Source organism: Bacteroidota bacterium (genome assembly GCA_016721765.1).
Classification (GTDB): Bacteria; Bacteroidota; Bacteroidia; order UBA4408; family UBA4408; genus UBA4408.
The window spans coordinates 1,932,295-1,956,942 of record JADKHO010000001.1 but is presented as its reverse complement, the minus strand read 5'-3'; the positions used below and the strand labels follow the sequence as shown (position 1 = coordinate 1,956,942).

The 24,648-nt window shown below is 37.6% G+C and carries 21 protein-coding genes and 1 pseudogene; 17 read left to right on the top strand and 5 right to left on the bottom strand.

Annotated elements, in window-relative coordinates; genetic code table 11:
• The first annotated feature begins 450 nt into the window (after nucleotides 1-450).
• Entirely contained in the window at nucleotides 451-3,543 is a 3,093-nt protein-coding gene (locus tag IPP32_07160) for a T9SS type A sorting domain-containing protein (GenBank protein MBL0047857.1), read from the top strand.
• An 81-nt stretch (nucleotides 3,544-3,624) separates the two neighbouring features.
• Here the strand turns inward: IPP32_07160 and IPP32_07155 are convergent, their stop codons facing one another.
• Nucleotides 3,625-4,167 (bottom strand): SRPBCC family protein, encoded by a 543-nt coding sequence (locus IPP32_07155; GenBank protein ID MBL0047856.1) that lies wholly within the window; start codon nucleotides 4,165-4,167, stop codon nucleotides 3,625-3,627.
• Between the two features lie 485 nt (nucleotides 4,168-4,652).
• Here IPP32_07155 and IPP32_07150 point away from each other — a divergent pair, with 485 nt between their 5' ends.
• From IPP32_07150 to IPP32_07085, 14 genes and pseudogenes are all read left to right on the top strand, one after another.
• A complete protein-coding gene (locus IPP32_07150; protein ID MBL0047855.1) occupies nucleotides 4,653-5,003 on the top strand; it encodes an NADH-quinone oxidoreductase subunit A in 351 nt (116 codons plus the stop codon).
• The gene (nuoB, locus tag IPP32_07145; protein ID MBL0047854.1) at nucleotides 4,994-5,515 is read left to right on the top strand and encodes an NADH-quinone oxidoreductase subunit NuoB; all 522 of its coding nucleotides are present in this window, start codon (nucleotides 4,994-4,996) and stop codon (nucleotides 5,513-5,515) included. The genes IPP32_07150 and nuoB overlap by 10 nt, the downstream gene beginning before the upstream one ends.
• A 3-nt stretch (nucleotides 5,516-5,518) precedes the next feature.
• Nucleotides 5,519-7,093, top strand: a pseudogene (locus IPP32_07140) (NADH-quinone oxidoreductase subunit D).
• A gap of 105 nt (nucleotides 7,094-7,198) precedes the next feature.
• Complete coding sequence (gene nuoH, locus IPP32_07135; protein MBL0047853.1) at nucleotides 7,199-8,203, top strand: NADH-quinone oxidoreductase subunit NuoH; 1,005 nt, start codon at nucleotides 7,199-7,201, stop codon at nucleotides 8,201-8,203.
• Between the two features lie 10 nt (nucleotides 8,204-8,213).
• The gene (locus IPP32_07130) at nucleotides 8,214-8,690 is read left to right on the top strand and encodes a 4Fe-4S binding protein (GenBank protein ID MBL0047852.1); all 477 of its coding nucleotides are present in this window, start codon (nucleotides 8,214-8,216) and stop codon (nucleotides 8,688-8,690) included.
• A 26-nt stretch (nucleotides 8,691-8,716) separates the two neighbouring features.
• Nucleotides 8,717-9,232 (top strand): NADH-quinone oxidoreductase subunit J, encoded by a 516-nt coding sequence (locus tag IPP32_07125; GenBank protein MBL0047851.1) that lies wholly within the window; start codon nucleotides 8,717-8,719, stop codon nucleotides 9,230-9,232.
• Complete coding sequence (nuoK, locus tag IPP32_07120; GenBank protein MBL0047850.1) at nucleotides 9,229-9,543, top strand: NADH-quinone oxidoreductase subunit NuoK; 315 nt, start codon at nucleotides 9,229-9,231, stop codon at nucleotides 9,541-9,543. The genes IPP32_07125 and nuoK overlap by 4 nt, the downstream gene beginning before the upstream one ends.
• A gap of 2 nt (nucleotides 9,544-9,545) precedes the next feature.
• Nucleotides 9,546-11,492, top strand: coding sequence for an NADH-quinone oxidoreductase subunit L (gene nuoL, locus IPP32_07115; protein ID MBL0047849.1), 1,947 nt, complete (start codon nucleotides 9,546-9,548; stop codon nucleotides 11,490-11,492).
• Between the two features lie 10 nt (nucleotides 11,493-11,502).
• Nucleotides 11,503-11,907: a hypothetical protein gene (locus IPP32_07110; protein ID MBL0047848.1), complete on the top strand. Its 405-nt coding sequence runs from the start codon at nucleotides 11,503-11,505 to the stop codon at nucleotides 11,905-11,907.
• Nucleotides 11,907-13,415, top strand: coding sequence for an NADH-quinone oxidoreductase subunit M (locus tag IPP32_07105; protein ID MBL0047847.1), 1,509 nt, complete (start codon nucleotides 11,907-11,909; stop codon nucleotides 13,413-13,415). The genes IPP32_07110 and IPP32_07105 overlap by 1 nt, the downstream gene beginning before the upstream one ends.
• 3 nt (nucleotides 13,416-13,418) lie before the next feature.
• Nucleotides 13,419-14,825 (top strand): NADH-quinone oxidoreductase subunit N, encoded by a 1,407-nt coding sequence (locus tag IPP32_07100; GenBank protein ID MBL0047846.1) that lies wholly within the window; start codon nucleotides 13,419-13,421, stop codon nucleotides 14,823-14,825.
• Between the two features lie 13 nt (nucleotides 14,826-14,838).
• Nucleotides 14,839-15,213, top strand: coding sequence for a hypothetical protein (locus tag IPP32_07095; protein MBL0047845.1), 375 nt, complete (start codon nucleotides 14,839-14,841; stop codon nucleotides 15,211-15,213).
• A gap of 77 nt (nucleotides 15,214-15,290) precedes the next feature.
• Nucleotides 15,291-16,397: an S-methyl-5-thioribose-1-phosphate isomerase gene (gene mtnA, locus IPP32_07090; protein ID MBL0047844.1), complete on the top strand. Its 1,107-nt coding sequence runs from the start codon at nucleotides 15,291-15,293 to the stop codon at nucleotides 16,395-16,397.
• Nucleotides 16,390-16,998 carry a class II aldolase/adducin family protein gene (locus IPP32_07085; GenBank protein MBL0047843.1) on the top strand — a complete coding sequence of 203 codons (609 nt, stop codon included), beginning with the start codon at nucleotides 16,390-16,392 and terminating at the stop codon, nucleotides 16,996-16,998. The genes mtnA and IPP32_07085 overlap by 8 nt, the downstream gene beginning before the upstream one ends.
• 23 nt (nucleotides 16,999-17,021) lie before the next feature.
• Here IPP32_07085 and nifJ read toward each other — a convergent pair whose 3' ends face one another.
• The 4 genes from nifJ to IPP32_07065 form a co-directional block, all read right to left on the bottom strand.
• A complete protein-coding gene (gene nifJ / locus IPP32_07080) occupies nucleotides 17,022-20,549 on the bottom strand; it encodes a pyruvate:ferredoxin (flavodoxin) oxidoreductase (GenBank protein ID MBL0047842.1) in 3,528 nt (1,175 codons plus the stop codon).
• Nucleotides 20,546-21,085 carry a hemerythrin domain-containing protein gene (locus IPP32_07075; GenBank protein ID MBL0047841.1) on the bottom strand — a complete coding sequence of 180 codons (540 nt, stop codon included), beginning with the start codon at nucleotides 21,083-21,085 and terminating at the stop codon, nucleotides 20,546-20,548. The genes nifJ and IPP32_07075 overlap by 4 nt, the downstream gene beginning before the upstream one ends.
• A 371-nt stretch (nucleotides 21,086-21,456) precedes the next feature.
• Nucleotides 21,457-21,915: a DUF1569 domain-containing protein gene (locus tag IPP32_07070; GenBank protein MBL0047840.1), complete on the bottom strand. Its 459-nt coding sequence runs from the start codon at nucleotides 21,913-21,915 to the stop codon at nucleotides 21,457-21,459.
• Between the two features lie 26 nt (nucleotides 21,916-21,941).
• Nucleotides 21,942-23,408: an aminoacyl-histidine dipeptidase gene (locus tag IPP32_07065; GenBank protein MBL0047839.1), complete on the bottom strand. Its 1,467-nt coding sequence runs from the start codon at nucleotides 23,406-23,408 to the stop codon at nucleotides 21,942-21,944.
• Nucleotides 23,409-23,599: 191 nt separating this feature from the next.
• Here IPP32_07065 and IPP32_07060 point away from each other — a divergent pair, with 191 nt between their 5' ends.
• Together IPP32_07060 and IPP32_07055 are read left to right on the top strand one after the other, a co-directional pair.
• Nucleotides 23,600-24,157, top strand: a complete 558-nt coding sequence (locus IPP32_07060; GenBank protein ID MBL0047838.1) for a helix-turn-helix transcriptional regulator — start codon at nucleotides 23,600-23,602, stop codon at nucleotides 24,155-24,157.
• Nucleotides 24,158-24,188: 31 nt separating this feature from the next.
• On the top strand, nucleotides 24,189-24,635 hold the full coding sequence (locus IPP32_07055) for a response regulator (protein MBL0047837.1): 447 nt from the start codon (nucleotides 24,189-24,191) through the stop codon (nucleotides 24,633-24,635).
• Nucleotides 24,636-24,648: the final 13 nt, after the last annotated feature.

The window sequence follows — 24,648 nt, the reverse complement described above, 5'->3', positions numbered from 1 at the left end:
CCTTTTTTGCGTTTTTCGCATTTAAATGCAATTTCTACTGTTTGTTGTTCCCCCTCATTTTCTTCCAAACAAAACTCTTGAAACCCATTATATCAAAGGCTTTTGATGTGAAGTAAAGACACAAAAAAACAGCCCTTTTTCTAAAAAGGACTGCAAATGTAGAAAAGTATTGCGTATATGCAAAAAATATTTTGTTTTTTTCGCTTGAAACAATCGGGCTTACACCGTAACCTGCAATAATTTGACTTTACAAAGTGCCTGTTTGCACTTATTTCATACTTAATTCTTTCGCTTCCCCTGTTTATTAGACTACATTTGTTAACTATTTAAAATTCAGCAGAAAGCGACGTAACAATTTCTCCTTACATTCGTTAACACAAAAGGAAGTCATCCAGGACTTTCACTACCCATTACTTTTCTGGACATTAAAGTCAACCAACCTAATGATTCATGAAAGCAAAATTCACCATCCTTTTCCTTTTATTATTTTTTAACATTCATCTAGAAGCAGCGCAATATTCAGGTTCAACCGCCTACCAAGTTACAGGGAATTTAGTTGCTGACAGTAACAATCAAGTTATTATTTACCTTAAACTGGATGCCACTTCAACTCCACCCGGTACTTGGGGAGTGAATGGAGTTAGTTTTAGAATGATTAATACCAGCAATTCGATGGTTCGAGCAGCCAAATTGTTTTACAGTACGAGTTCAACCTTTAGCAGTACAAACCTATTGGATAGTATTAGCAATCCCGGTGATACACTAGTTTTTCAGTTTAGCCTGCAAAATTTAGGTTCCTTAAGTCGCTATCTTTATTTAGTTTATGATATTGATTCGAATGTGAGTTGCAATACCCATTTTTTTGATGCCAGCGTTGTAACATCCTCCTTATCCATTACTGGATTAGGTGCCGGTAATTACACTCCGGTTAACCCTAGCCCAAACGGAAGCAGGTTACTTCCCAATCCCACTGTTACTCCATCGATAACTATAAGTCTAGACACGATAATTACATGCTTAAGCGATACTGTTTCATTTACAGCAATTGCTTTGAATGGAGGCTCCCATCCAAGTTACAAATGGTATAAAAATGGAACCTTAGAAGAAACCAATACGAGCGGGCAATTCAAGATTAACGATTTGGATGCCGGAGATATTATTCTTTGTAAACTCCTTTCCTCTTTGCCATGCATTACTGCTTCGCCTGTAAGTTCTAATACGCATTTGGTTTCAATACAAACAATTACGCATTTGGTTACCCTCTCAGCTAATGGGATGCAAACCCTCGGCAACTTGGTTCAATTTACTGCCCAATCCAATTATGGTGGAAGTTCTCCCAATTATCAGTGGTATAAAAACAATGTACCAATTGGCGCCGATAACAATACCTTTTTGGATAGCACGTTAATTTCGGGTGACCAGGTTTATTGTACGGTTGAAAGCAACAACACTTGTGTGTTACCAAGCATTGCGAGTTCGGCAGTGTTTACCGTTTCATTTGCAAATTCCGAAAGAAGTAGGGATGTTGCTTTGCTTGATTTAGGGCCGGAAAATCAAGAAACAAATGGTTCGAACCTCTATTCAGCCAGCCACATGTTAGATGTGGCCGGTATATCCTATAAAGTGGTGACGGATATTTTTGAAGCACAAAATTACAATATGGTTTTAGGAAGCTCTACTGTTGGGAATGGCGTATTTTCGAATGATGAACACATTGCTTTGCGTAATTACGTTAGAAGTGGTGGCATATTATTCTCGATTCGATTAAAAGATCCTGATTTATACCCCTTGTTTGGCATCAGTAGTTTTGATACAAAAACCGATCGGCATACGATGAATTGGAATATGGCTACGAATGATCCAGCCTTGTTATGGTTTGATGACCCACTTGAGCATATTATTTCATTAGGAGATACCTCTACTCCATCTGTTATTGAAACACTTGGTTATACTGTAGGTACGGCAACTGCATTAGGATTATACGACGATGGAAAAGTATGTTTTTCAAAAAATGCTTATGGTACAGGCTATGCCTATAATTTTGGCATTAGTTTGAAAGAAATAATCTTTCGTAATCAAGTAAATAAGGATTATGATGCGGAACGTGAATATACCAATGCATTTGAACCCACAACAGATGATTTATTTTTATTGATGCGCGCCATCTATACTGAACATATTAACTATGGCGTTTGGAAACATACCAGCCCAAATAATAGCAAATCCACCTTAATTGTAACGCACGACATTGATGCGCTTAGTTCGGTAAATTTAATGGAGTCGTTTGCCAATTATGAAGATTCAACAAAAATAGGCTCCACGTATTTTATGACGGTGCATTACAACAATGATTTAATTAGTGCTTTTTACGATTCGAGCATTACTGATTTAAACTTATTGCTAACCAAAAACCGAACAATTGCAAGTCATTCTGTTGGTCATTTTTCTGATATGGATGATTCCACTATTGTATTAACCGGAACTTCAGGAAACACGCGTGCTAGCTACCTTCCACTTAATAATGGAGGTGCAACAGTTGGTGCTAGCATTTGGGGTGAACTGGAAGTATCAAAAAACTTGCTTCAAACGGATTGTGGTACAACAATTCGTTCCTTTCGACCAGGTTATTTATTGGTTCATCCAAAACAAATGAAGGTAATGGATTCATTGGGTTATGCTTTTAGTTCGTCCTATACTGCTGCAGATGTGCTTACTAATTTTCCTTATTTCATTCATGAAGATAAATCTTTTCAATCCCGGCTCACCGGCATGCTAGAGATACCATTGGCCACCTCTGACGTTATTCGTGATTATATTTTGGATTCCTTGAATTATCCCACCTTGGTAACCAAGTGGAAAAACGTATATCTCCGCAATCATGCGAATAATGCGCCAACAGTTTTATTGATTCACCCTACAAGAAGTTATAAGCTTACGGCGCAACGTAGCTTTGTGAATCAATTACCCAATGGTGTTTTATTTAAGAGTCTTGAAGCCTATGGAGATTACTGGAAACATAGAAATCAGGTATTGTATACTTCAACATTAATTGGCAATTCACTAACGTTAGTTATTTCAAATGCAAGCCTTCCGCTGGATAGCAGTATAAGTTTTATTATTGACCATGGGCAAAACTTAAGTTTAATTTCAGTTACAGATGAGAGCGCCCAGCCGATTGCCTTTTTACAAGAGAATTGGGAAAACGATTCAAAAATAATTTATTTGAAAAGAGAGGATTTAATTGGGATGCAAGAACTTTCGATGAATAGTAAACCCATTGAGGAAAATTTTTCTTTGCAAATTGTACCGAATCCCTTTTCCAATAAAACAGAAATTTCATTTACACTCGCGACAAACGCTGAAGTTCAATTAAGCATTTTGAATAATTTGGGCGAAGAGGTGGCTCAATTGGTGCATGAGAGTTTAGTATCCGGGGCATATAAAAAGACCTTCGAAAGCAGTTCGCTACACGAAGGTCTTTATTATTGTAAACTGAGTGTGAATGGTAAAACCAAAGTAAGTAAGTTGGTTTTGATGCGTTAATTGGAGCCTGATGTTTTTTAATCTATAACCGCCCATTGCATTATTGGCTTCGCCTATTAGGTTAACACCATTTGTATTGCATTATTGCTTTTCCAAGAGTACTTTCAAATTACCCAAACTAGTAGCCATATCATTCCCAATCATTTCTTCCATGTTCATTAATAGCAACATAAGGTTCATTGGGTAGTCCATTTTTCCTTTAAATCCCCATTTTACTTTGGTTTGATTATCGCCTTCGGCTTGGGTGATAAAATACCCTTTATCGGTAGCTACAAATGGTTTTGTGAAGCGCAATTCTACATCCATTCTTGACCCTTCTACAATGCTCATTATTTCTTGCTCTCCTGTTCCAACTTGATCGTTCTGACTATCCCAGGAAGCAATAAAACCAACCGTTCCATCGGTACCTTTGTAATCCATTTTTGCATTTGGGTCGGTCATGTTCCATTTGCTGAAGTAGTTTTGATTTTTGAGATTTTTCACATAATTAAAGACCTCTGCATTGGGTTTATTAATTACAATTTCTCGTTCAACTGCATAATCTTTACGAGTAAATGCAGCGGTAATTAGTGCAATGGCAATTATCGCAAGCAATGCGATTCCGATTTTTTTTAGAATTTTCATTTTTTTGAGGGGTTGGTTTAGGGAGCTAAAATATTGATTTTTTTTATGAATAGAAATCAATTAGTAGAGCTTGCTAAGCATTCGTTTATTTAACCGCAGAGGAAGCAGAGTAGGCGCGAAGGGCGCGGAGTATTATTTATGTTGAGCAAATGAAGAAACAAACATTTAGTAAAAGTAATGATAAGGATTTAACCGCTTAGGACAAATCAGAAATAAGAAGTACCTTTTGATTTAGACGGTAATGCAAATTAGCACTATTTTAATTAACACACCTACATTTCCCAATTTGACCATTAATTCTGGCTCACGCACAACGCAGTTGATACAATCTTCTTTACTATTAATTGCTCAAAGAAAAAGTTTAAATTTGGCGTAAAGGACTTCGATATTGTTAATATTTTCAATGACGATAATCATGTGGTGAATGATATTTATCATAAATTTCGTTCGATTTCTAAAATACATTTGGCCAACAAAAAAACACTATGGGTTCAGCATCGCTTATTTTGTTATTGATTTGTGGAGTTGCCTTTGCTGCGGGCGGAATACTACTTTCTAAGGCACTTGCAAAAACATCCCTAAACGATTCGAAAGGACTCCCTTACGAATGTGGAATTCCAACTATTGGAACCTCCTGGATTCAATTTAATGTAGGGTATTATTTATTTGCACTTATCTTTTTAGTGTTTGATGTGGAGTTAGTTTTCATGTACCCTTGGGCAGTGGTTGTGAAGGAAGTTGGCATGGTGGCATTTTTCGAAATTTTAGTATTCATGTTTATTTTATTTATGGGCTTGTTATATGCCTGGAAAAAAGGAGCACTAGAATGGATGTAAAAAACAAAATCGAATTTCCGGGTCAATTGCATGAGACTCCTGATGGTGGATTTTTAGTTACCAAATTAGATGATGTAATAAATTGGGCTAGATCCAATTCAATATGGCCATTGATATTTGGAACCAGTTGTTGTGCCATTGAAATGATGCACTCTGCAGATGCAAAATACGATTGGTCGCGATTTGGATTTGAAGTAGCAAGAGCCTCGCCTCGACAAGCGGATTTAATAATCGTATCCGGTACAATTGTGATGAAAATGGCACCGGTGCTAAAGCGATTATACGATCAAATGCCCGATCCAAAATATGTTATTGCGATGGGCGCTTGCACCATTTCGGGCGGACCATTTTTTTACAATACGTATTCGGTGGTAAAAGGGGTAGATCACATTATACCTGTGGATGTATATGTTCCGGGATGCCCGCCAAGACCTGAAGCATTGTTGCATGGAATGATAACCCTTCAAGAAAAAATTAAAAACGAAGCGTACTTCCGAAAAGAAAAAAAGTAATTTATGACCAACGAAGAATTAAAAGCAAGCATCAGTCTTCTTCAGCCATCGTGTACTTATGATGAAAGCGGAGAATTTTTGAATGTGTGCATTTCAGCTGAAGAATTGCTTCCATTCATGCAAACACTTCGTTCAAAAAATGAATTGTATTTTGATTATTTGTTTTGCCTTACTTGCGTGGATTGGAAGGATCATTTGATGATGGTATACTTTTTAAATTCAAGACTTCATCATCACACGATAGTGGTAAAAGCAAAGATAAGCGATACTGAAAATCCTAGTATTGAATCGGTTAACGACATTTGGAAAACAGCTGAATTAAATGAAGATGAAGTGTTTGATTTATTTGGTGTGAAATTTAAAAATCATCCCAATTTAAGACGACTTTTTATGCCTGAAGATTGGAAAGGATATCCGCTGCGAAAGAATTATGAGGACGAACACATGATAGAATTATAGATGCTGCTGGGAGAAAATCAGATTACCGAAGACGGAGAATTTGTAATTAACATGGGGCCACAGCATCCGGCTACCCACGGTGTTTTGCATTTAAAAATATGGCTCGATGGGGAGACGATTAAAAAAGTAGAACCACACTTGGGATACATCCATCGCTCTATAGAGAAAATGAGTGAGAGTTTATCTTATCGTCAATTTATTTTTGCCACCAGCCGAATGGATTATTTATCGGCACATATCAACAATCAAGCTTGTGCTTTAGCGGTTGAAAAAGGTTTACAAATTGAAGCAACTCCTCGTGCGCAGGCCATTCGAATTATTATGGCCGAACTAACCCGCCTTGCTTCGCATGAATTATGGTGGGCCGCTGCGGGATTGGATTTGGGAGGTGTTACCCCTTTCTTTTATGCTTTTCGCGAAAGAGAAGCGATTAACGACATTATGGAAGAAACCTGTGGTGCGCGCTTAACGCAAAATTATATGGTGCCCGGTGGAGTGATGCAAGATATACATCCTAACTTTCAAAAAAGAGTAAAAGATGTTTTAAAACAAATAAAAGATAACATGCATGAGTACGATGAAATTCTTACCGGCAATGTTATTTTTCAAAATAGATTAAAGGATGTTGGTTTCATTTCCAAAGAAGATGCCACCTCTTATGGTTGCTCGGGCCCAACAGCAAGAGCATCCGGAATAAGTTGTGATGTTCGAAAATTATATCCTTACGATGGATATGATAAAGTGCAATTTGACGAAATATTAGGAACTGGCGGTGATTGTTGGGCAAGGTATCAAATACGCATGGCGGAGATGTTGCAATCGGTTCATATTATTGAGCAATTGATTGACAATATTCCTGAAGGCGATTATCAAACCAAAACAAAAGCAGTATTAAAATTACCGAAAGGAGAATTTTACCAACGTGTGGAAACTGCTCGCGGAGAGTTAGGTGTGTATTTAGTAAGCGATGGAGGAACAACCCCCTACAGATGTAAATACCGATCACCCGGATTTTCAAATTTATCGGCCATCCCACACATGGCAAAAGGATTTAAGATTGGAGATTTGGTTGCAATTATGGCAACCGTTGATTTAGTTATACCGGATATTGACAGATAAATAAAAACTACTTTGAACCTGCTATTTCTATCCTATAGTTTTTCATCACTTGCCACAGGGTTGCATAATTGGTTACGCGCTAATATTTCGAATGATTTTGGTTTGATGGTTTTGGAAATGGTAATAACCGGAGTAAGCCTATTAGTATTTTTGGTAGTGCTTTGTTTCTTTTTAGGATACATGGAACGCAAGGTTGCCGCTTTTATGGAATTACGCTTAGGACCTAATCGTGTTGGACCAAAAGGCACATTGCAAATTGTAGCGGATACGTTGAAATTACTCTTTAAAGAAGGCTTAACACCGGATGCATCCGATAAATTTTTATTCAACCTTGCCCCCGGAATCATGGTGGTTACCTCGATGCTGGCGATTGCACCGATTGCATTTGCGCGTAATTTTCAGATTTGGGACATCAATATTGGAGTGCTTTATGTTTCTTCTATTTCTTCTATGGGCGTAATTGGAATATTGATGGCAGGATGGTCGAGCAGCAATAAATATTCTTTAATTGGTGCGATGCGCAGTGGCGCTCAAATAGTGAGTTATGAATTGTCGGTGGGATTATCTTTAATTACAATTGTTATTCTATCAGAAAGCTTAAGCTTAAATGATATTGTAGAAAGCCAAGCCAACGGTTGGTGGATTTTTAAAGGACATGTACCGGTGATCATCGCTTTTGTAATTTTTGTAGTTGCATCGACAGCCGAAATTAACCGTGCTCCATTTGATTTAACAGAAGCGGAACAAGAGCTTACCGGCGGTTTTCATACCGAATATGCAGGGATGAAATTTGCTATGTTTTTGCTTTCCGAATACATTAATTTATTTATAGTTTCAGCGATTGCTGCCACTATTTTCCTTGGCGGATGGATGCCCTTGCACATTGGCAATTTTGCCGCTTTTAATCATATCATGGATTACATACCCAGCTTTGTTTGGTTTTTCGGCAAAACGTTTTTCATCATTTTTATCATCATGCAATTCCGCTGGACCTTTCCGCGCTTGCGTATTGATCAATTGCTGAATTTAGAATGGAAATACTTATTGCCCATTAGCATGGTGAATATATTGTTGGTGACGTTGATGGCAATCATGGGGTGGCATTTTTAAACGAGAACAGATGTCTTTAAAAAAATATTTCGGTACCATTTTTAATTCAATTAAATCCCTGTTAACAGGAATGAAATTGACGGGATATTATTTTACACATCCCAGTAAAATTATTACGGAAGAATATCCGGACAATAGGGCTACACTTCAAATGGCTGATCGTTTTAGAGGAGAAGTTATTATGCCGCACGATGAAAACAATGAACACAGTTGCACCGGTTGTCAAGCTTGTGAATTGGCTTGTCCGAACGGTTCCATAAAAATAATTACAAAGCAAGAATTGCTACCCGATGGCAAAAAGAAAAAGCGTATCGATACAATGGTGTACCATTTAGATTTATGCACCATGTGTAATTTATGTGTGGTGGCTTGTCCTTCGGATGCTATAGTGATGGGTAAAAATTTTGAGCACAGTGCTTACTCAAAAAAAGATTTAAAAAAAGTATTAAATAAACCGGGTTCTAAAATTAGGGCCGGAGTTGAATAAGTTTAAAAAATAAAAATCATAAAAAATTGAATGCTTCAACAGTCATATTTTACCTTATAGCGGGACTGATTATTGGTGGAGGGATTTTTGCGGTTACAGCTCGAAAAATATTTCGTGCTGCAATTTATTTACTCTTTTCCTTGATAGGAATTGCAGCCTTGTATTTTTATTTGAATTATGAATTTATTGCTGCTGTGCAAGTGGTGGTGTATGTTGGTGGAATTGTTGTGTTGATTATATTTTCGATTTTTCTCACCCATGCATCGGGCGATGAAATGCAGAAACCACTTTTGTGGCGGAGCATATTTTCAGCATTGGCAACCCTTTTTGCTACTTGTTTAACGCTGTTATTTATTTTAAAACATCCATTTGTAGCAAGCACACAAGCACCAATTGAAGCTAGTGTTCACACTATTGGTTTACAATTATTAAGTACCACACAACATGGTTTTATTTTACCCTTTGAAGTGGTGAGTTTGCTATTGCTTGCCGCACTTATTGGATGTATTGTAATTGCTATGAAAATTAAATCGAAGGTATGAATGAGATAGGATTGACGCATCTTTTAGTGATTAGTACGTGCTTGTTTTTTATAGGTGTGTATGGATTTATGACACGTCGAAACATGATTACTATGCTAATGGCAATTGAACTTATTTTAAATAGTGTGAACATCAATTTTATTGCCTTTAATAAATTTTTATATGCGGATAAATTAGATGGAATATTTTTCACCATTTTCATCATTACCATAGCTGCAGCAGAAGCTGCGGTTGCCATTGCAATTATTATTCACTTGTATCGTAAATTAAAATCTATCGATGCAGACGACGCAGATTTAATGAAATTTTAGCTATGTTGAATCAAACGTATATTGCCTTAATTCCTTTGTTGCCGCTGGCTACATTTTTATGTATTGGCCTGTTGGGGCGTAAGTATTTCCCCAGTTTATCCGGACTTTTAGGAACAGCATCCCTTTTTACTTCCTTTATTCTTTCTTCTGTTGTAGCGTACCAATATTTTTTTCAAGTTGGAAAAGTAAATGGGGTGTACGAAAAAATTGTGGCTTTAAAATATGTGTGGTTGCAATTTTCGCCAACACTTTCTATAGATATGGGTATTTTATTGGATCCCATTTCGGTGATGATGTTGGTGATTGTTACATTTATTTCGCTCATGGTTCACATTTATAGTTTGGGCTACATGCACGGTGAATCGCGCTTTGCAACTTACTATTCTTTTTTATCGCTTTTCACTTTTTCGATGCTGGGTCTGGTGCTTTCTACCAACATTTTTCAAATCTATATTTTTTGGGAATTGGTGGGTGTATCCTCATTTTTACTGATTGGCTATTACTACGAAAAACCATCTGCAGTAGCAGCCTCCAAAAAAGCATTTATTGTTACTCGATTTGCTGACTTAGGTTTTTTAATTGGAATTTTAGTGCTCTCTTACTTTTCAGAAACATTGGATTTTCAAACATTAATTCAGCGTTTAACTGAGCCGGGTAATTACCTCGACAGCATTGTTTCTGTTTCCTTTTTAGGAGCTTCGGCATTAACATGGGGATTGCTCTTAGTTTTTATGGGTGGAGCCGGAAAATCAGCCATGTTACCGTTTCATATTTGGTTACCGGATGCTATGGAAGGCCCTACTCCTGTTTCAGCATTAATACATGCTGCAACCATGGTAGTTGCAGGTGTGTATTTGGTGGCCCGATTGTTTCCTGTCTTTTCAATTTCCTGCCCCGGAGCACTTGAAGTGGTTGGGTATGTAGGTATATTCTCTTCCCTTTTTGCAGCTTTAATTGCTTGTACACAAACCGATATAAAACGCGTGCTTGCCTATTCCACCATGTCACAAATTGGATTTATGATGTTTGCCTTAGGTGTTTCGGGCTATCGTGGAGAAGCTGGTTTGGGTTATATGGCATCTATGTTTCACTTATTTACGCATTCCATTTTTAAAGCTTTGTTATTCTTGGGAGCCGGCGCGGTTATTCATTATGTGCATAGCAATGAAATGAAAGACATGGGTGGGCTTCGAAAATTAATGCCCATAACGCACTTAACTTTTTTACTTGCTTGTTTGGCTATTGCGGGCATTCCACCCTTTGCGGGATTTTTTAGTAAAGAAGAAATTTTAGCCGCCTGCTGGAATTCGAACAAAGTAATTTTTGGAGCAGCAGTGTTCACCGCAGGTCTCACCGCTTTTTATATGTTTCGGCTTTATTTTTCAATTTTTTGGAACAAAGATTTTACATCGAATGCGCAGCATTCTCATGCATCTCACAAACACGAAGCACCTGCTACCATGTTAATTCCATTGTTGATTTTAGCAGTACTTTCAGTGGTTGCGGGATTTGTTCCATTTAGTTCTTTGGTGACTGCCGATGGAAATTCAATTGCAACTGAATTTCATTTGGGTTTTGCAATAGGTCCGGTAGTATTTGCCTTAGCTGCCATTTCATTGGCGTATTGGATGTATGCAAAAGCAAGTTTAACTCCGCAAAAAGTAGCAGATAGCTTTAAAGGTTTTTATACAACTGCCTACCGAAAATTTTATTTCGATGAAATTTATCTCTTCATTACGCAAAAAATAATTTTCAATTTAATTGCACAACCTGCAGCCTGGATTGACAAAAATATATTCGACCGCATTATGAACCTGTTGGCTTATTTTACTGCAACAGTTTCCGATACAATAAAATCGTTTCAGTCCGGTAAGACTCAGGACTATGCAATTTATTTCTTCGCGGGCACCTTGGGATTTGCATTACTATTTATTTATTTATGGACTTAATATTTTAAAAATGGTATCAACAGAAGTGTTTAATTCGCTTAAAGAAGCTTTAACCGAATTACGTATTGCCGAGTACGAATTAAATCGCCCGGAAGAAGATGTGGTTACAATGTCGGTATGTTACAGTGCCCGCCATTCCTTAAACTCCTTACTTCGCACTTACTTAATGAGCAACAATCTTAATCCCAATGAAAGCAAAAATTCACGCGAGCTTTTGGATCAATGTATTGCACTCGACAAACAATTTTCGACAGTGAGTATTTCCTCCATGCAATGCAACAGCATGAGTCATGAAGCATGCGATGGAAAATACTGCATGTCGGTAGATAAAGTTACAGAATGCTTAACAGCAGCAAATCAAGCGAAAGCGATAGTACTTGAAAAATTGAAGCTAAAAGAAAGCGAATTAAACTAATGACAAATTTATCCCTTCTAATACTTATTCCTTTTCTAACTGCGCTGGTAGTTTTGTTTTGTCAAACTTCCGCGCAAATTAAATGGACTTCATTTATTGGATCACTCGTTCAATTGGGTTTATCTGTTGGGCTCTTTATGAATTACCTATCCGAAAGAGCACTTGGCAATATTGCACAATTTTTATTTCAAGATAAACACAGTTGGTATAAGGCTTTAAACATTGAGTACTTTATAGGTGTGGATGGGATTTCGGTGATAATGATTTTACTTACAGCCTGTGTAGTAGTTGCGGGTATTTTAATTTCCTGGAAAGTGGAAAACATGACCAAGGAGTTTTTCTTTTTGCTTTTGTTGCTTAGTGTTGGAGCTTATGGATTTTTTATTTCCTTGGATTTGTTCACGCTCTTCTTTTTTCTTGAAGTTGCCGTAATTCCAAAGTTTCTTTTAATTGCAATCTGGGGAAGTGGTAAAAAGGAATACAGTGCCATGAAGCTTGCGCTGATGCTTATGGGCGGTTCTGTTCTTGTTTTGATTGGATTATTAGCTACTTATTTTAATACCGATATTGGAAATGGTATCCATACTTGGGATTTAACTAAGATTGCTCAATTTCATATTCCACTGCAAATGCAATTGTATATTTTTCCTTTTCTATTTGTTGGATTTGGAGTATTCACCGCATTATTTCCCTTTCATACTTGGGTTCCGGATGGTCACTCTTCCGCACCAACAGCAGCATCGATGTTCCTTGCCGGGATATCTATGAAATTGGGTGGCTATGGCGCTTTGCGTGTGGCAACTTATTTGATGCCCGAAGCGGCGCAAGAATATTCGTGGTTAATTGTTGTTTTGGCAACCATTGCGATACTTTACGGTTCCTTCGCTACCTTGATGCAAAAGGATTTAAAATACATGAATGCCTATTCCTCTGTAAGTCATTGTGGATTTATTTTATTGGGTATTGGAATGCTTACCAAAACAGCGATAATTGGAGCAGTGATGCAAATGGTTTCGCATGGTGTGATGACAGCACTTTTCTTCGGTGCCATTGGGATGATTTACGAACGCACCCATACACGTCAACTTTCGGAGTTAGGGGGATTATTAAAGGTGATGCCTTTTATCGGAACCGTTTACGTGATTACCGGATTGTGTTCTTTGGGTTTACCGGGCTTATCGGGATTTGTTGCGGAAATGACTGTTTTTGTTGGTGCTTGGCAACGACCGGATGTGTTTCACCGCACTGCCACCATACTGGCTGCTGCATCCATTGTAGTAACAGCGGTTTACATTTTGCGAGCGGCTGGCAAAGCGATGATGGGGCCTATCGAAAACGAACATTTCAAGCAATTAAAAGATGCCACATGGAATGAAAATTTTGCTTCTGTTTTATTAATCGTTGGCATTTTAGCAATTGGAATTGCACCGCTGTGGTTGTATAATTTAATAGCGCCCGATGCACAATTAATAATGGAGAACATTGCACGCAGCGCAACAGGAAATTAAACTATGAGTACTGACTTTTTTATATTACTTAAATCGGAATTGAGTGTAGCGCTCATCCTCTTTATTCTACTTATTCTAAAAGTTTGGGATGGAATTAAAGAGAACAGTACCTACTTGCACATAGCGAATTTTTTATTGCTGCTTAATTTTGTTGTCGGGATACTTCCTATTCCTGAAGGAACTCTTTTTAGTGGCATGTTTCATACCAACTCACTTTTGGTTTTTGAGAAATCAATTTTGAATTTGGGAACATTGTTGATCTCAATGTTTGCATACGATTGGTTAAAGACACATAAACACGTTCCTGAATTTTTCATTTTGCTACTAAGCACTTTATTGGGTATGTTTTTTATGATTTCGAGTGGTAATTTTTTGATGTTTTATCTTGGATTAGAATTGGCTTCCATACCACTTGCAGCATTGGCAAATTTTGATTTAGAAAAAATTAAATCATCGGAGGCTGCAGTTAAAATGATACTTCTCTCGGCCTTCTCTTCTTGTATTATGTTATTTGGTATTTCGCTTTTATATGGCAGCACAGGCACCTTAACTTTTAGCGAATTGCCTCCACTTATTGCAGCGGGTAATTTACAATTGCTTTCCTTGATTTTTGTTTTTGTAGGTTTCGCTTTTAAACTTTCTTCTGTTCCATTTCATTTGTGGACAGCAGACGTGTACGAAGGCTCACCGGTAGCTGTAACGGCCTATCTTTCGGTAATTTCGAAAGCGGCTATTGTTTTTGTATTTATATCTGTTTTGGGACCTCTATTTTTAAATTTCCCAAACACGTGGTACAATATTTTATTTTTGAGTATCGTGCTTACCATTACAGTTGGTAATTTATTTGCGATAAGGCAAGACAATATTAAACGCTTTCTTGCTTTTTCCTCCATTGCGCAAGCCGGCTATATTTTATTGGGATTGTCTTCCGGAAATCAAATGGGAACTACTTCTACCATTTATTTTTTGCTAGTATATGTATTTTCTAACCTGGGTGCATTTGGTGTTATTTCAATAGTTTCGGTGCATGCTGATAAGGAGAACATAACCGACTACAAAGGCTTTTATAAAACTAATCCTTTTTTAAGTTGGATACTGGCAATTTCGCTTTTTTCATTAGCGGGAGTTCCGCCAACGGCCGGTTTCTTTGGAAAAATGTTTTTAGTAACAGCAGGTGCTAGTCATGGTAATTTTTTGTTGATTAGCATTGCAGCCTTAAATATGGTTGTTTCACTTTATTACTATTTGCGAGTTGTAAAAGCGATGTTTGTAGATTACAATGCCTCGCCTATTCCAAAGTTATCAGGAAGCAATTCAGCTCGATTTGGGTTACTGATTTGCATTTCGGGTGTTATAGTTATAGGATTCGCAAGTTGCATTTATGATTACATTAACGGTTTAATTTTTTAATTCTTATCAAACCATGGCATTAAATGGAAATTATATTTTCGAAGATTTAGGGGATGTAAAATGCTCCATCGTTGAAAAAAATTGCGATGCCAATCGTGTTAATTTCCTCAAGGAATTGATGGAATTTAATGGCTTTACTGTGGTAGTTGTACCAAGTCCTCCGCCAAAAACTGCACCCAAACCTGCTCCTGTTGAGGGTGCTGTTCCTGAGGTAACACCTGCACTTCCCGAAACTTTTACAGTTGGAGTAACCGACTTAACATTTAATCCGATAAACGGAGTTTACAATCGTCAATTAAAAACACCTGAAGGTAAATTTGTGAGTGTGAATTATTGGAAACAACGAGAGAGCAGCTCGCGTGACGATGTGTGGTATTGGAAGAGTTAGAACTTAGCCATCAACAGTAAATCTTCTTTGACTATTCCATTTTTTTATAAAAATTAATAACTCCAATATCTTGTAATATGAATGTTGAGGGCAAGGCATATCGCACCATTTGGTTGAATGAAGCAAATCAGAAACAAGTTTGTGTTATTGACCAACGCTATCTTCCACATCAATTTATAATTGAAAATCTAACAACAGTAAATGAAGTTGCAACTGCAATTATAGATATGCACATTCGGGGGGCCGGGCTAATTGGAGCAACTGCCGCTTATGGAATGTATATTGCAGCATTAGAAGCAAGCGAACGATCCAATTTTCATGAACATTTGGAGCAATGTGCGATACAACTTAAAGCCACACGACCCACGGCCGTTAATTTGGCATGGGCTGTTAATCGCCAGTTAAAAGAAATTGCCCATGTTGATTCCATTCAGGAAAAAATAAATTGTGCCCTACAAACAGCCGAACAAATTGCGGATGAAGATGCTGCATTTTGTAAAACTATTGGGGAGCATGGAGTGGCGCTTATTGAAGCTATATCGGCTAAAAAAAATGGAGCTGTAGTTAATATTTTAACCCATTGCAATGCTGGCTGGCTGGCATTTGTAGACTACGGTTCTGCAACTGCCCCCATTTATGAAGCACTAAAAAGAGGAATAAAAATTCATGTTTGGGTAGATGAAACACGACCCCGCAATCAAGGTGCAAATTTAACTGCTTGGGAATTATTAGAGCAAGGAGTGCCACATACGGTTATTGCGGATAATACCGGTGGTCATTTGATGCAACATGGAATGGTAGATTTGGTTATTACTGGAGCAGACAGAGTAACAAGAGCAGGCGATGCAGCAAATAAAATTGGTACGTATCTAAAAGCACTTGCTGCCAATGACAATTCTATTCCATTTTATATTGCTTTGCCCTCAAGCACTTTTGATTGGAAAATACGTGATGGAATAAACGAAATTGAAATAGAAGAACGTAATGCTGCTGAAGTAAAATACATGAGTGGATACTGTGATGGTGAACTTAAAACCGTTTTGGTTACACCCTTAAATAGTCCCGCTGCTAACTATGGATTTGATGTGACTCCTGCACGTTTAATTTCAGGATTAATAACAGAGCGTGGAATATGCCCAGCAAATGAACAAGCGGTTTTAACCCTATTTCCGGAGCATGAATAAGGGAAAAGAAACGGGAGTAATTAAATACACAAGCACTTGGATAAAAGCTGAGCCGCTCGAAATAAATTGCATCCAAGAATTAAATGAATGGCGCGATAAATTGTACGCCCTTCACTTTATTGGCGAAAATGAAGATGCCATTGGATATGGTAACATTAGCCTACGCACCATAAAAAATGAATTTATTATTTCCGGTTCTGGAACTGGAAAATTAAATAAACTTGGTGCTGAACACTACACTACAGTTGTGAAGTTCGACTTAGAAAATAATAGTTTGGAAGCCAAAGGGCCAATCCTCGCTTCATCGGAATCACTTACCCACGCAGTGATATATGAGTCGGACGAAAGCATAAATGCAATACTCCATATTCACGATGCTACCTTATGGAAAAAACTGCTGCACAGTGTACCAACAACCAATAGTGAGGTAGAATATGGCACACCGCAAATGGCAAAAGAAATGGTTCGTCTTTTTGCTGAAACTGATTTGCGCACTACCAAAATTTTAGCGATGGCGGGGCATACCGATGGCATTATAACCTTTGGAAAAAACCTTCAAGAAGCCGGAGCTATTTTGCTAAATGCAATGAATCAGCGTTAAGCAAGATAGACAAGCATCAATATTTATAATTCTTTCAAAGCCAAAAGTCTTTCCCAGCGTTTTGCTACACCGGTTTCGGCGCTTACCAATAAATCGGCTGCATGTTCCGCATTTTGACGAACAAGGCTTGAAAAACGGGTTTCATTGTATAAGAAATCTTTAAGTGGCAGACTTGATTCTTTACTGTCGAGTGTAAATCGTTGTCCTTTTTCTTTCATTGGATTGTATCGAAACAAGGGCCAATAGCCTGACTTAACGGCATTCACTTGATGTTCGGCACCATGCGACATATCGTATCCATGTGCAATGCAATGGCTGTAGGCAATTACTAGTGATGTTCCCGGATAGGCTTCCGCTTCTTGTATCGTTTTTACTGCATGTGCGTCATTAGCGCCCAATGCAATTTGCGCCACGTAAGCAGAGCCGTGCGCTATAGCTTGAAGTGCCATATCCTTTTTAGAATTCTCTTTTCCATTAACCGAAAATTTTGCACTTGCTCCAACCGGTGTTGATTTTGATTTTTGACCACCTGTATTGGAATACACTTCAGTGTCCAAAACAATAATATTCACATTTTCGCCGGTAGAAAGAACATGGTCTAAGCCGCCATATCCAATATCATAAGCCCATCCATCGCCGCCTACAATCCAATGTGATTTTTTTACCAGGTGCTCTGCTAAAATAAAAAGTTGCTGCGCTTCAAAAGTTGGAATACGGTCAATGCGCTTGCGCAATTCACGAATGTTATCGCGTTGTTTTTTAATACCGGCTTCGTTGCTTTGATCGAGGTGAATAATTTCTTGAATTAGCGCCTCTCCAATACTGTCCTGAAGTTTATACATTAAGTTTGTAGCAATTTCTGCTTTTTTATCGTAGGCTAATTTAATACCTAATCCAAATTCTGCATTGTCTTCGAATAAGGAATTTGCCCACGCTGGCCCAAAACCATCATTATTTTCAGTCCAAGGAGTAGTTGGCAAATTTGCACCATAAATAGATGAGCAGCCGGTAGCATTGGCAACAATCATTCTATCGCCATACAATTGGGATAATAATTTCACATAAGGCGTTTCACCACAACCGGAACAGGCACCTGAAAATTCGAAAAGTGGTTGCAACAGTTGTGTGCCCTTTACAGTATTTTTATTTACACGTGAGCGATCTATTTCCGGAAGGGAAAGAAAGAAATCCCAATTCTTCGTTTCAGTTTCCTTTAGCGGCAATTGCTCTTGCATATTAATTGCCTTATGCTTTGGATCTGTTTTACTAGTTATAGGACAATATTCCACACATAAATTACAACCGGTACAATCTTCTACAGAAACTTGTAAGGTGTAGGCTTCTTTCTCTTTATCAAACTCTTTCCCAATTGGAGCAATGTGTTTAAAGCTTTGAGGGGAATTTTTTAATTCATCTTTATCATACACTTTGCAGCGAATGGCCGCATGCGGGCAAATTAAAAAGCATTTACCACATTGTGAACACAAGTCAGCATCCCACACAGGCGCCTTATCTGCAATATTTCTTTTTTCATATTGAGTAGTCCCAACCGGATACGCTCCATCTATTGGGAAGGCACTCACCGGTAGCTCATCTCCGTCAAAAGTTAAAATTTTTGCAAGTACATTTTTTACGAATTCAGGAGCATTGTCGCTCACACTTTTTTCGATTTCTATGGTTCCAAATACATCTTTTGAGTAATCGATTTGTGTTAAATTTTCGATTGTTTTATCAACTGCTTCAAAATTCTTAAGAATTACTTGTTCTCCTTTTGCAGCATACGATTTTTGTATAGCTGCTTTAATTTTTTGGATGGCTTCTTCTTTTGGAAGGATACCGGAAATGGCAAAAAAGCAGGTTTGCAAAATAGTGTTTACACGAGAGCCCATGCCTGTTTCGCGTGCCACCCGAGTAGCATTTATGACAAAAAACTTAATTTCTTTTTCGCGAATTTCCTCTTGTACATGATGCGGAAGTTTACTCCAAACTTCTTCATTGGAATGTGGTGTATTCAGCAGGAAAGTTGCACCCTTTTCAGCATGCTTCAGGATGTCGTATTTATTTATAAAATTAAATTGATGGCAAGCAATAAAATTTGCTGAATCAACCAAGTAAGTTGATTGAATTGGATTTTTTCCAAAACGCAAATGCGAAACGGTAAGTGAGCCGGATTTTTTTGAATCGTATACAAAATAACCTTGCACATAATTATCAGTTGTGTCGCCAATAATTTTAATTGAATTTTTATTTGCGCTCACCGTACCATCGGCACCTAAGCCATAAAACAAACCTCTAAATAAATGTTGTTTTTCGAGCGAAAAGAATTTATCATAATTCAAACTGTGATGCGTAACATCATCGTCGATACCAATAGTAAAGTGCTTTTTGGGGACCTCCTTTTTAAGTTCTTCAAAAATGGCGCACACCATTGCCGGATTAAATTCCTTTGAAGCGAGTCCATATCTTCCCGCAATAACTTTTGGATTGTTGCCTTGCCATTCTTCAGCAATTGCATTTACAATATCCATATAAAGCGGGTCACCAATGGCACCGGGTTCTTTACAACGATCTAAAACGGCAATACTTTTTACGCTTGTTGGAATTGCTTTAATCAATTCAGTTATAGCTGCGGGACGGAATAATCGAACATATAAATATCCCACCTTTTCACCTTCATTATTCAAGTAATTAACTGTTTCATTTACGGCACCGGATCCTGAACCCATAATAATTATAATCCTATCCGGAGTAGGATGCCCGTAATATTCGTACAATTTGTATTTTCTTCCGGTGAGTTCTCCGAATTTAACCATCATTTCTGTCACTATCGCAGGAGCTGCATCGTAAAATTTATTGGCAGCTTCACGACTTTGAAAAAACACATCCGGATTTTGTGCAGTACCGCGAATGGTAGGATGCTCGGGCGACATAGCACGTTTACGAAAAGCAAGTAAGGCTGATTTATCGAGCATACTTTCAATCACATCATCCGGAATAACTTCCACTTTAGTTAACTCGTGCGAAGTGCGAAAACCATCAAAAACATTTAAGAACGGCAAAAGACTTTTTAAAGTTGAAGCTTGAGCAATCAAGGCCATATCCATTGCTTCCTGTGCATTTCGACCAAACAACATGGCCCAACCTGTTTGACGCACCGACATCACATCCGCATGGTCTCCGAAAATGGATAGTGCATGTGTAGCCAATGTTCGCGCAGCAATGTGAAAAACGGTTGGTGTGAGTTCGCCTGCAATCTTATACATGTTGGGAATCATCAACAACAAGCCTTGTGAGCAAGTGAAAGTGGAGGCCAAGGCACCGGCTTGCAATGCCCCATGAATGGCACCGGCGGCACCTCCTTCACTCTGCATTTCCATTACTCGGGGAACTTCACCAAAAATATTTTTGATATTGGCCGACGACCACTCATCGCAATACTCTCCCATTGCGGAAGACGGTGTTATGGGATAAATGGCACATACTTCGCTTGTTTTATAGGCAATGTAAGCCGCAGCCTCATTGCCATCCATGATTTTTATTTTCCCTTTCATTGTTCTTCAATTATAGATTTTTCAAATTGTGATTTTACCTTGTAAAAACTATTAATAAGTTCAGCCTTATCTCCATGCCTGTTATCCAATCTATCAAACTCTGTGGCTACCATATCTAATTCACGCTCATTCAATAATGATTTGGACACGCTTAAAATAATTTTGTTTTCCTTTTTAATGTGGTCTTCCAAATACTCCATGTACTTGCTTACAAGGATTCTTAGTTGCTTGTAATCATAGAGTATATAAACGTTTTCAATTTCTGCCATAATGCTTTTAAAATCTTCATGACTGTCGCAGATCTCGTGCATAAATTCGGTGCTTAAATTGGCCGAGCGGTTACGCAAAATGGGATAAAGAATTCCTTCTTCTTTTGGGTGATGATATATTTCAGAAAAATTTCTAAAAAAAATGATCATGTCATACATTAAGGTAAAGTAGCGATCATTGTCCTTTATCTTCTGAATTTCTTTGCTGGTTTCGATTGCTTGAAGCAACACTTTATGCTCCTCAAGTAAGGTATTAATTGCATCCATGGCTAGTTTATTTTATTTAATTCTACTTCAAAGCGAGTAGCCAATTGATGTGCTGCTCCTCTTGTTTTACCTATTCAAAGGTTCATGGATTGTGCGTAGAAAAAAATGATATGAATCATACCGCCAACCCATTGATAATCATGGTAGGATTAAAAATAAATTGGCACTAAAAAGTAAAACGATCTAGAAATAAAAGAATTGAAAATTGAAATTTAGAAGGTGCTAAAAGTGTTAATGTGTTAAATTGCATAACAGTGCAATCTCTTTTTAGCAGAATGGAAGGAAAATAAAGCGTCCATCTGTAAAGTAAGTGTATCAGATGGACGCTGCTTGTGAAAATAAAAAGGATGTATTGCTTAAGCTGATTTCAGTTAAGCACCAAATTGTGATAAGTGATGATTCAAATGTTTATAAAACATATTGTTCCATTCGTTCACATTCAGTTTTCCAAACGAAAGTGATTCCTTGTTATCGAAATACGATTCGCCCAACTGTTGTGTTTTTTTTATGTGTTCAATAAGCCTGTTTTTTTCAGTTTCAAACACACGCTCATCAACTATCAAAAATGCCGGTGCGGTGCGGCTATTTTTGGGATAAGCCTTTTCGTTAGTAACAACGCCTTTTACAAATAATTTTAGCATCAGTTTTAAGAATCCCTTTGGGGCAGGGTGTTTTGATTCGTAAATCATTTCGTAAGTAACGTTGCAATGTGCCAGCATTTGTGCAACATTCATTTTACCCCATTGCGCTTGTGTTTTTGGGGTTAGTGTATTAATGCGCTGAATAATTTGATTCGAAACTTCGGTAGTAAAAATGTTTGGTAAAGCCATATAGTTTTTTTGTTGATTAGCGTTAATTAATTTGATTTCTCCGGTATTCTTTTGAGTGTTGCTAAGAAGAATGCCCAATATTTTTGCACTGAACTGATTTGTGTTTTTTCATCCGGTGAATGGGCACCTGTAATGTTTGGGCCAAAAGAAATCATTTGCATGCCCGGGTAGTTCGTACTTAATATTCCGCATTCCAATCCTGCGTGACAGGCACTAACCAATGCATTTTCTTTAAACATTTCAACATATAAATTGCTCATAATTTTAACAATAGCCGCGTCGGGTTCGGGCGCCCAACCAGGGTACGAGCCTTTAAATTCAACGCGTGCAGCCATCAATTCAAATGCTGATTTTAACGAATTGGCCAAGTCCATTTTTTCAGAATCAACCGAACTTCTGGTCAAACATTGAATGGAATATTCACCATCCTTTACAAGCACTCTTGCTAAGTTATTTGAAGTTTGCACCAAATGCTCAATATCGGGACTCATGCGGTAAATACCGTTCGCACAGGCATAAATGCTTTTGAGTAATTTACTTTGAAAACCCTTTTGCAACACACGTTTTCCACCTTCAGTTGGCGCACAGGTTAACACAAAATTAGGATCAGTGGTTTTCAATTCAGCCTTCAATTCTGCTTCCATTTCCTTTACAAATGAATCTAAAGCAGCTGCTTCCTTTTCAGGAACAACAAGGCTGGCTGTTGATTCGCGTGGGATAGCATTTCGCAAACTTCCTCCATCGATGCTGCTAATTTGTATACCAAATTTTTGAAATGCACCCAATAAAACTCGGTTCATGAGCTTGTTCGCATTTCCTCTCCCTAAATGAATATCCATTCCGGAATGGCCACCGGTTAATCCTTTTAATGCAATTGTGTATGCAGAAACAAGTGGAGGAGCAGCCTCAAGCGTGTAACTACCGGTTGCAGTAACATCCACTCCACCGGCACATCCAATGGTTAATTCACGATCGTCTTCAGTATCAAGGTTCAGCAAAATTCTGCCCTCTAGCAAGCCACCTTGTAGGTTTAATGCTCCTGTCATTCCGGTTTCTTCATCAATCGTAAACAAGGCTTCAATGGCAGGATGCGCCATATCTTTTGAAGCAAGAACGGACATAATTGTAGCCACACCAATTCCGTTATCGGCTCCCAAGGTGGTTCCCTTTGCTTTTACCCAATCCCCATCTACAAACATTTCGATTCCTTGGCTTGCAAAATCGAAGATTGTATCCGCATTTTTTTGATGTACCATGTCCAAATGGCTTTGAAGTACAACAGTTTGTTTGTGCTCCATCCCTTTACTGGCAGGTTTTTTAATAATTACATTTCCTACCTCATCTTTACTGGTTTCCAAGCCCAATTTTGATCCAAATTCAAGCATGAAAGCAATAATTTTTTCTTCTTTTTTTGAAGGGCGGGGAATAGCATTTAGGTTAGCAAAATGATTCCATAATTCTTTAGGTTCTAATTCTTTTATTGATTTGGTCATGAATATTGGATTTTGAGTCTGCAAAGGTATTTTATTTTATTGAGCAAATACAGCATTTAAAATCCTGCTTTACGCAATCATTTTGCAAAAAATCTAATTCTTACGATATTTACATCCTACCCAAAAAAAAGTGTATCCATTTTTACACTTCCGAATTTTAGTTACACCAATTTACACCAAAGCCTGCTAAAATGAAATATTACATTAAGTATGATATTAATGTTTCCTGTAAAAAAATAATTCAGGATCACATGACACGGTTGCAGTTAAAACATCTCTATTTAGGTTTAGGATTACTTGAGATGGAAGAAGTAGTTTCGGATGAAAAACTTGCGCATCTAAATTCTGAATTAAGTTTGTATGGTATCGAAATTGTGGAGAACAGTAAGAGTCAGCTGGTTCAAAAAATTAAAGAAATCATAATTGATATGGTGTATAAAGAGGAAAAATTACCGGTTTCAAAAATATCAGCCTATTTAGCAGATAAATTAAATCATAGCTATGGCTATATCAGTAACCTCTTCTCTGAACTTACTTTTACTTCGATTGAAAACTTTATTATTCTTCAAAAAATTGAACGTGCAAAACAATTAATTACAACAAACGAATTTAATTTTACTGAAATTTCATTTAAACTAAATTACAGCAGTGTGGCACATTTTAGCACACAATTTAAAAATTCCACGGGGCTTACACCTTCTGCGTTTCAACGCATAATTAAAAAAAGACAAGATAATTTACTAGGATAAGTTTAAATAACCGATAAAAAATAAATCGATAATGAACCAACACCCAATTAAAATTTTATTAGCTGATGACGATGAGGACGATGTTTTCTTTTTTAAAGAAGCATTTCTGGATATCAAAATTAAAACTGAAGTAAATTGTGTGAACGATGGAGTTGCATTGATGGAATATTTGAACCATACTGAAAATCCAATACCACATGTGCTTTTCTTAGACTTAAACATGCCAAAAAAAAACGGAATTGATTGCCTAAAGGAAATTAAACAAATTGCACGTTTAAAAGAGATTGCAGTGGTGATTTACTCTACCTCTGCTTCAGAAGAAGACATTGAAGAAACATTTGTTCAAGGGGCCAATGTGTATCTCAAAAAGCCAAGTAATTTTAATACTTTAAAAAAGGTGCTGGGTCAGGTTATCAGCATTAATTGGCAGTACCAAACATCGGGATTAAACCGAGATAATTTTTTGTTACAGCTTTAAAAAGCCAAACGCA

Bases quoted from the DNA above. Each gene is read 5' to 3' on its own strand.
- IPP32_07100 (MBL0047846.1), top strand. From the start codon at position 13,419: ATGAGTACTGACTTTTTTATATTACTTAAATCGGAATTGAGTGTAGCG.
- IPP32_07065 (MBL0047839.1), bottom strand. From the start codon at position 23,408: ATGACCAAATCAATAAAAGAATTAGAACCTAAAGAATTATGGAATCAT.
- IPP32_07085 (MBL0047843.1), top strand. From the start codon at position 16,390: ATGAATAAGGGAAAAGAAACGGGAGTAATTAAATACACAAGCACTTGG.
- nuoB (MBL0047854.1), top strand. From the start codon at position 4,994: ATGGATGTAAAAAACAAAATCGAATTTCCGGGTCAATTGCATGAGACT.
- IPP32_07130 (MBL0047852.1), top strand. From the start codon at position 8,214: ATGTCTTTAAAAAAATATTTCGGTACCATTTTTAATTCAATTAAATCC.
- IPP32_07160 (MBL0047857.1), top strand. From the start codon at position 451: ATGAAAGCAAAATTCACCATCCTTTTCCTTTTATTATTTTTTAACATT.
- IPP32_07095 (MBL0047845.1), top strand. From the start codon at position 14,839: ATGGCATTAAATGGAAATTATATTTTCGAAGATTTAGGGGATGTAAAA.
- nifJ (MBL0047842.1), bottom strand. From the start codon at position 20,549: ATGAAAGGGAAAATAAAAATCATGGATGGCAATGAGGCTGCGGCTTAC.
- IPP32_07060 (MBL0047838.1), top strand. From the start codon at position 23,600: ATGAAATATTACATTAAGTATGATATTAATGTTTCCTGTAAAAAAATA.
- IPP32_07105 (MBL0047847.1), top strand. From the start codon at position 11,907: ATGACAAATTTATCCCTTCTAATACTTATTCCTTTTCTAACTGCGCTG.
- nuoK (MBL0047850.1), top strand. From the start codon at position 9,229: ATGAATGAGATAGGATTGACGCATCTTTTAGTGATTAGTACGTGCTTG.
- IPP32_07070 (MBL0047840.1), bottom strand. From the start codon at position 21,915: ATGGCTTTACCAAACATTTTTACTACCGAAGTTTCGAATCAAATTATT.
- IPP32_07075 (MBL0047841.1), bottom strand. From the start codon at position 21,085: ATGGATGCAATTAATACCTTACTTGAGGAGCATAAAGTGTTGCTTCAA.
- nuoH (MBL0047853.1), top strand. From the start codon at position 7,199: ATGGTTTTGGAAATGGTAATAACCGGAGTAAGCCTATTAGTATTTTTG.
- IPP32_07110 (MBL0047848.1), top strand. From the start codon at position 11,503: ATGGTATCAACAGAAGTGTTTAATTCGCTTAAAGAAGCTTTAACCGAA.
- IPP32_07055 (MBL0047837.1), top strand. From the start codon at position 24,189: ATGAACCAACACCCAATTAAAATTTTATTAGCTGATGACGATGAGGAC.
- IPP32_07150 (MBL0047855.1), top strand. From the start codon at position 4,653: ATGGGTTCAGCATCGCTTATTTTGTTATTGATTTGTGGAGTTGCCTTT.
- nuoL (MBL0047849.1), top strand. From the start codon at position 9,546: ATGTTGAATCAAACGTATATTGCCTTAATTCCTTTGTTGCCGCTGGCT.
- IPP32_07155 (MBL0047856.1), bottom strand. From the start codon at position 4,167: ATGAAAATTCTAAAAAAAATCGGAATCGCATTGCTTGCGATAATTGCC.
- mtnA (MBL0047844.1), top strand. From the start codon at position 15,291: ATGAATGTTGAGGGCAAGGCATATCGCACCATTTGGTTGAATGAAGCA.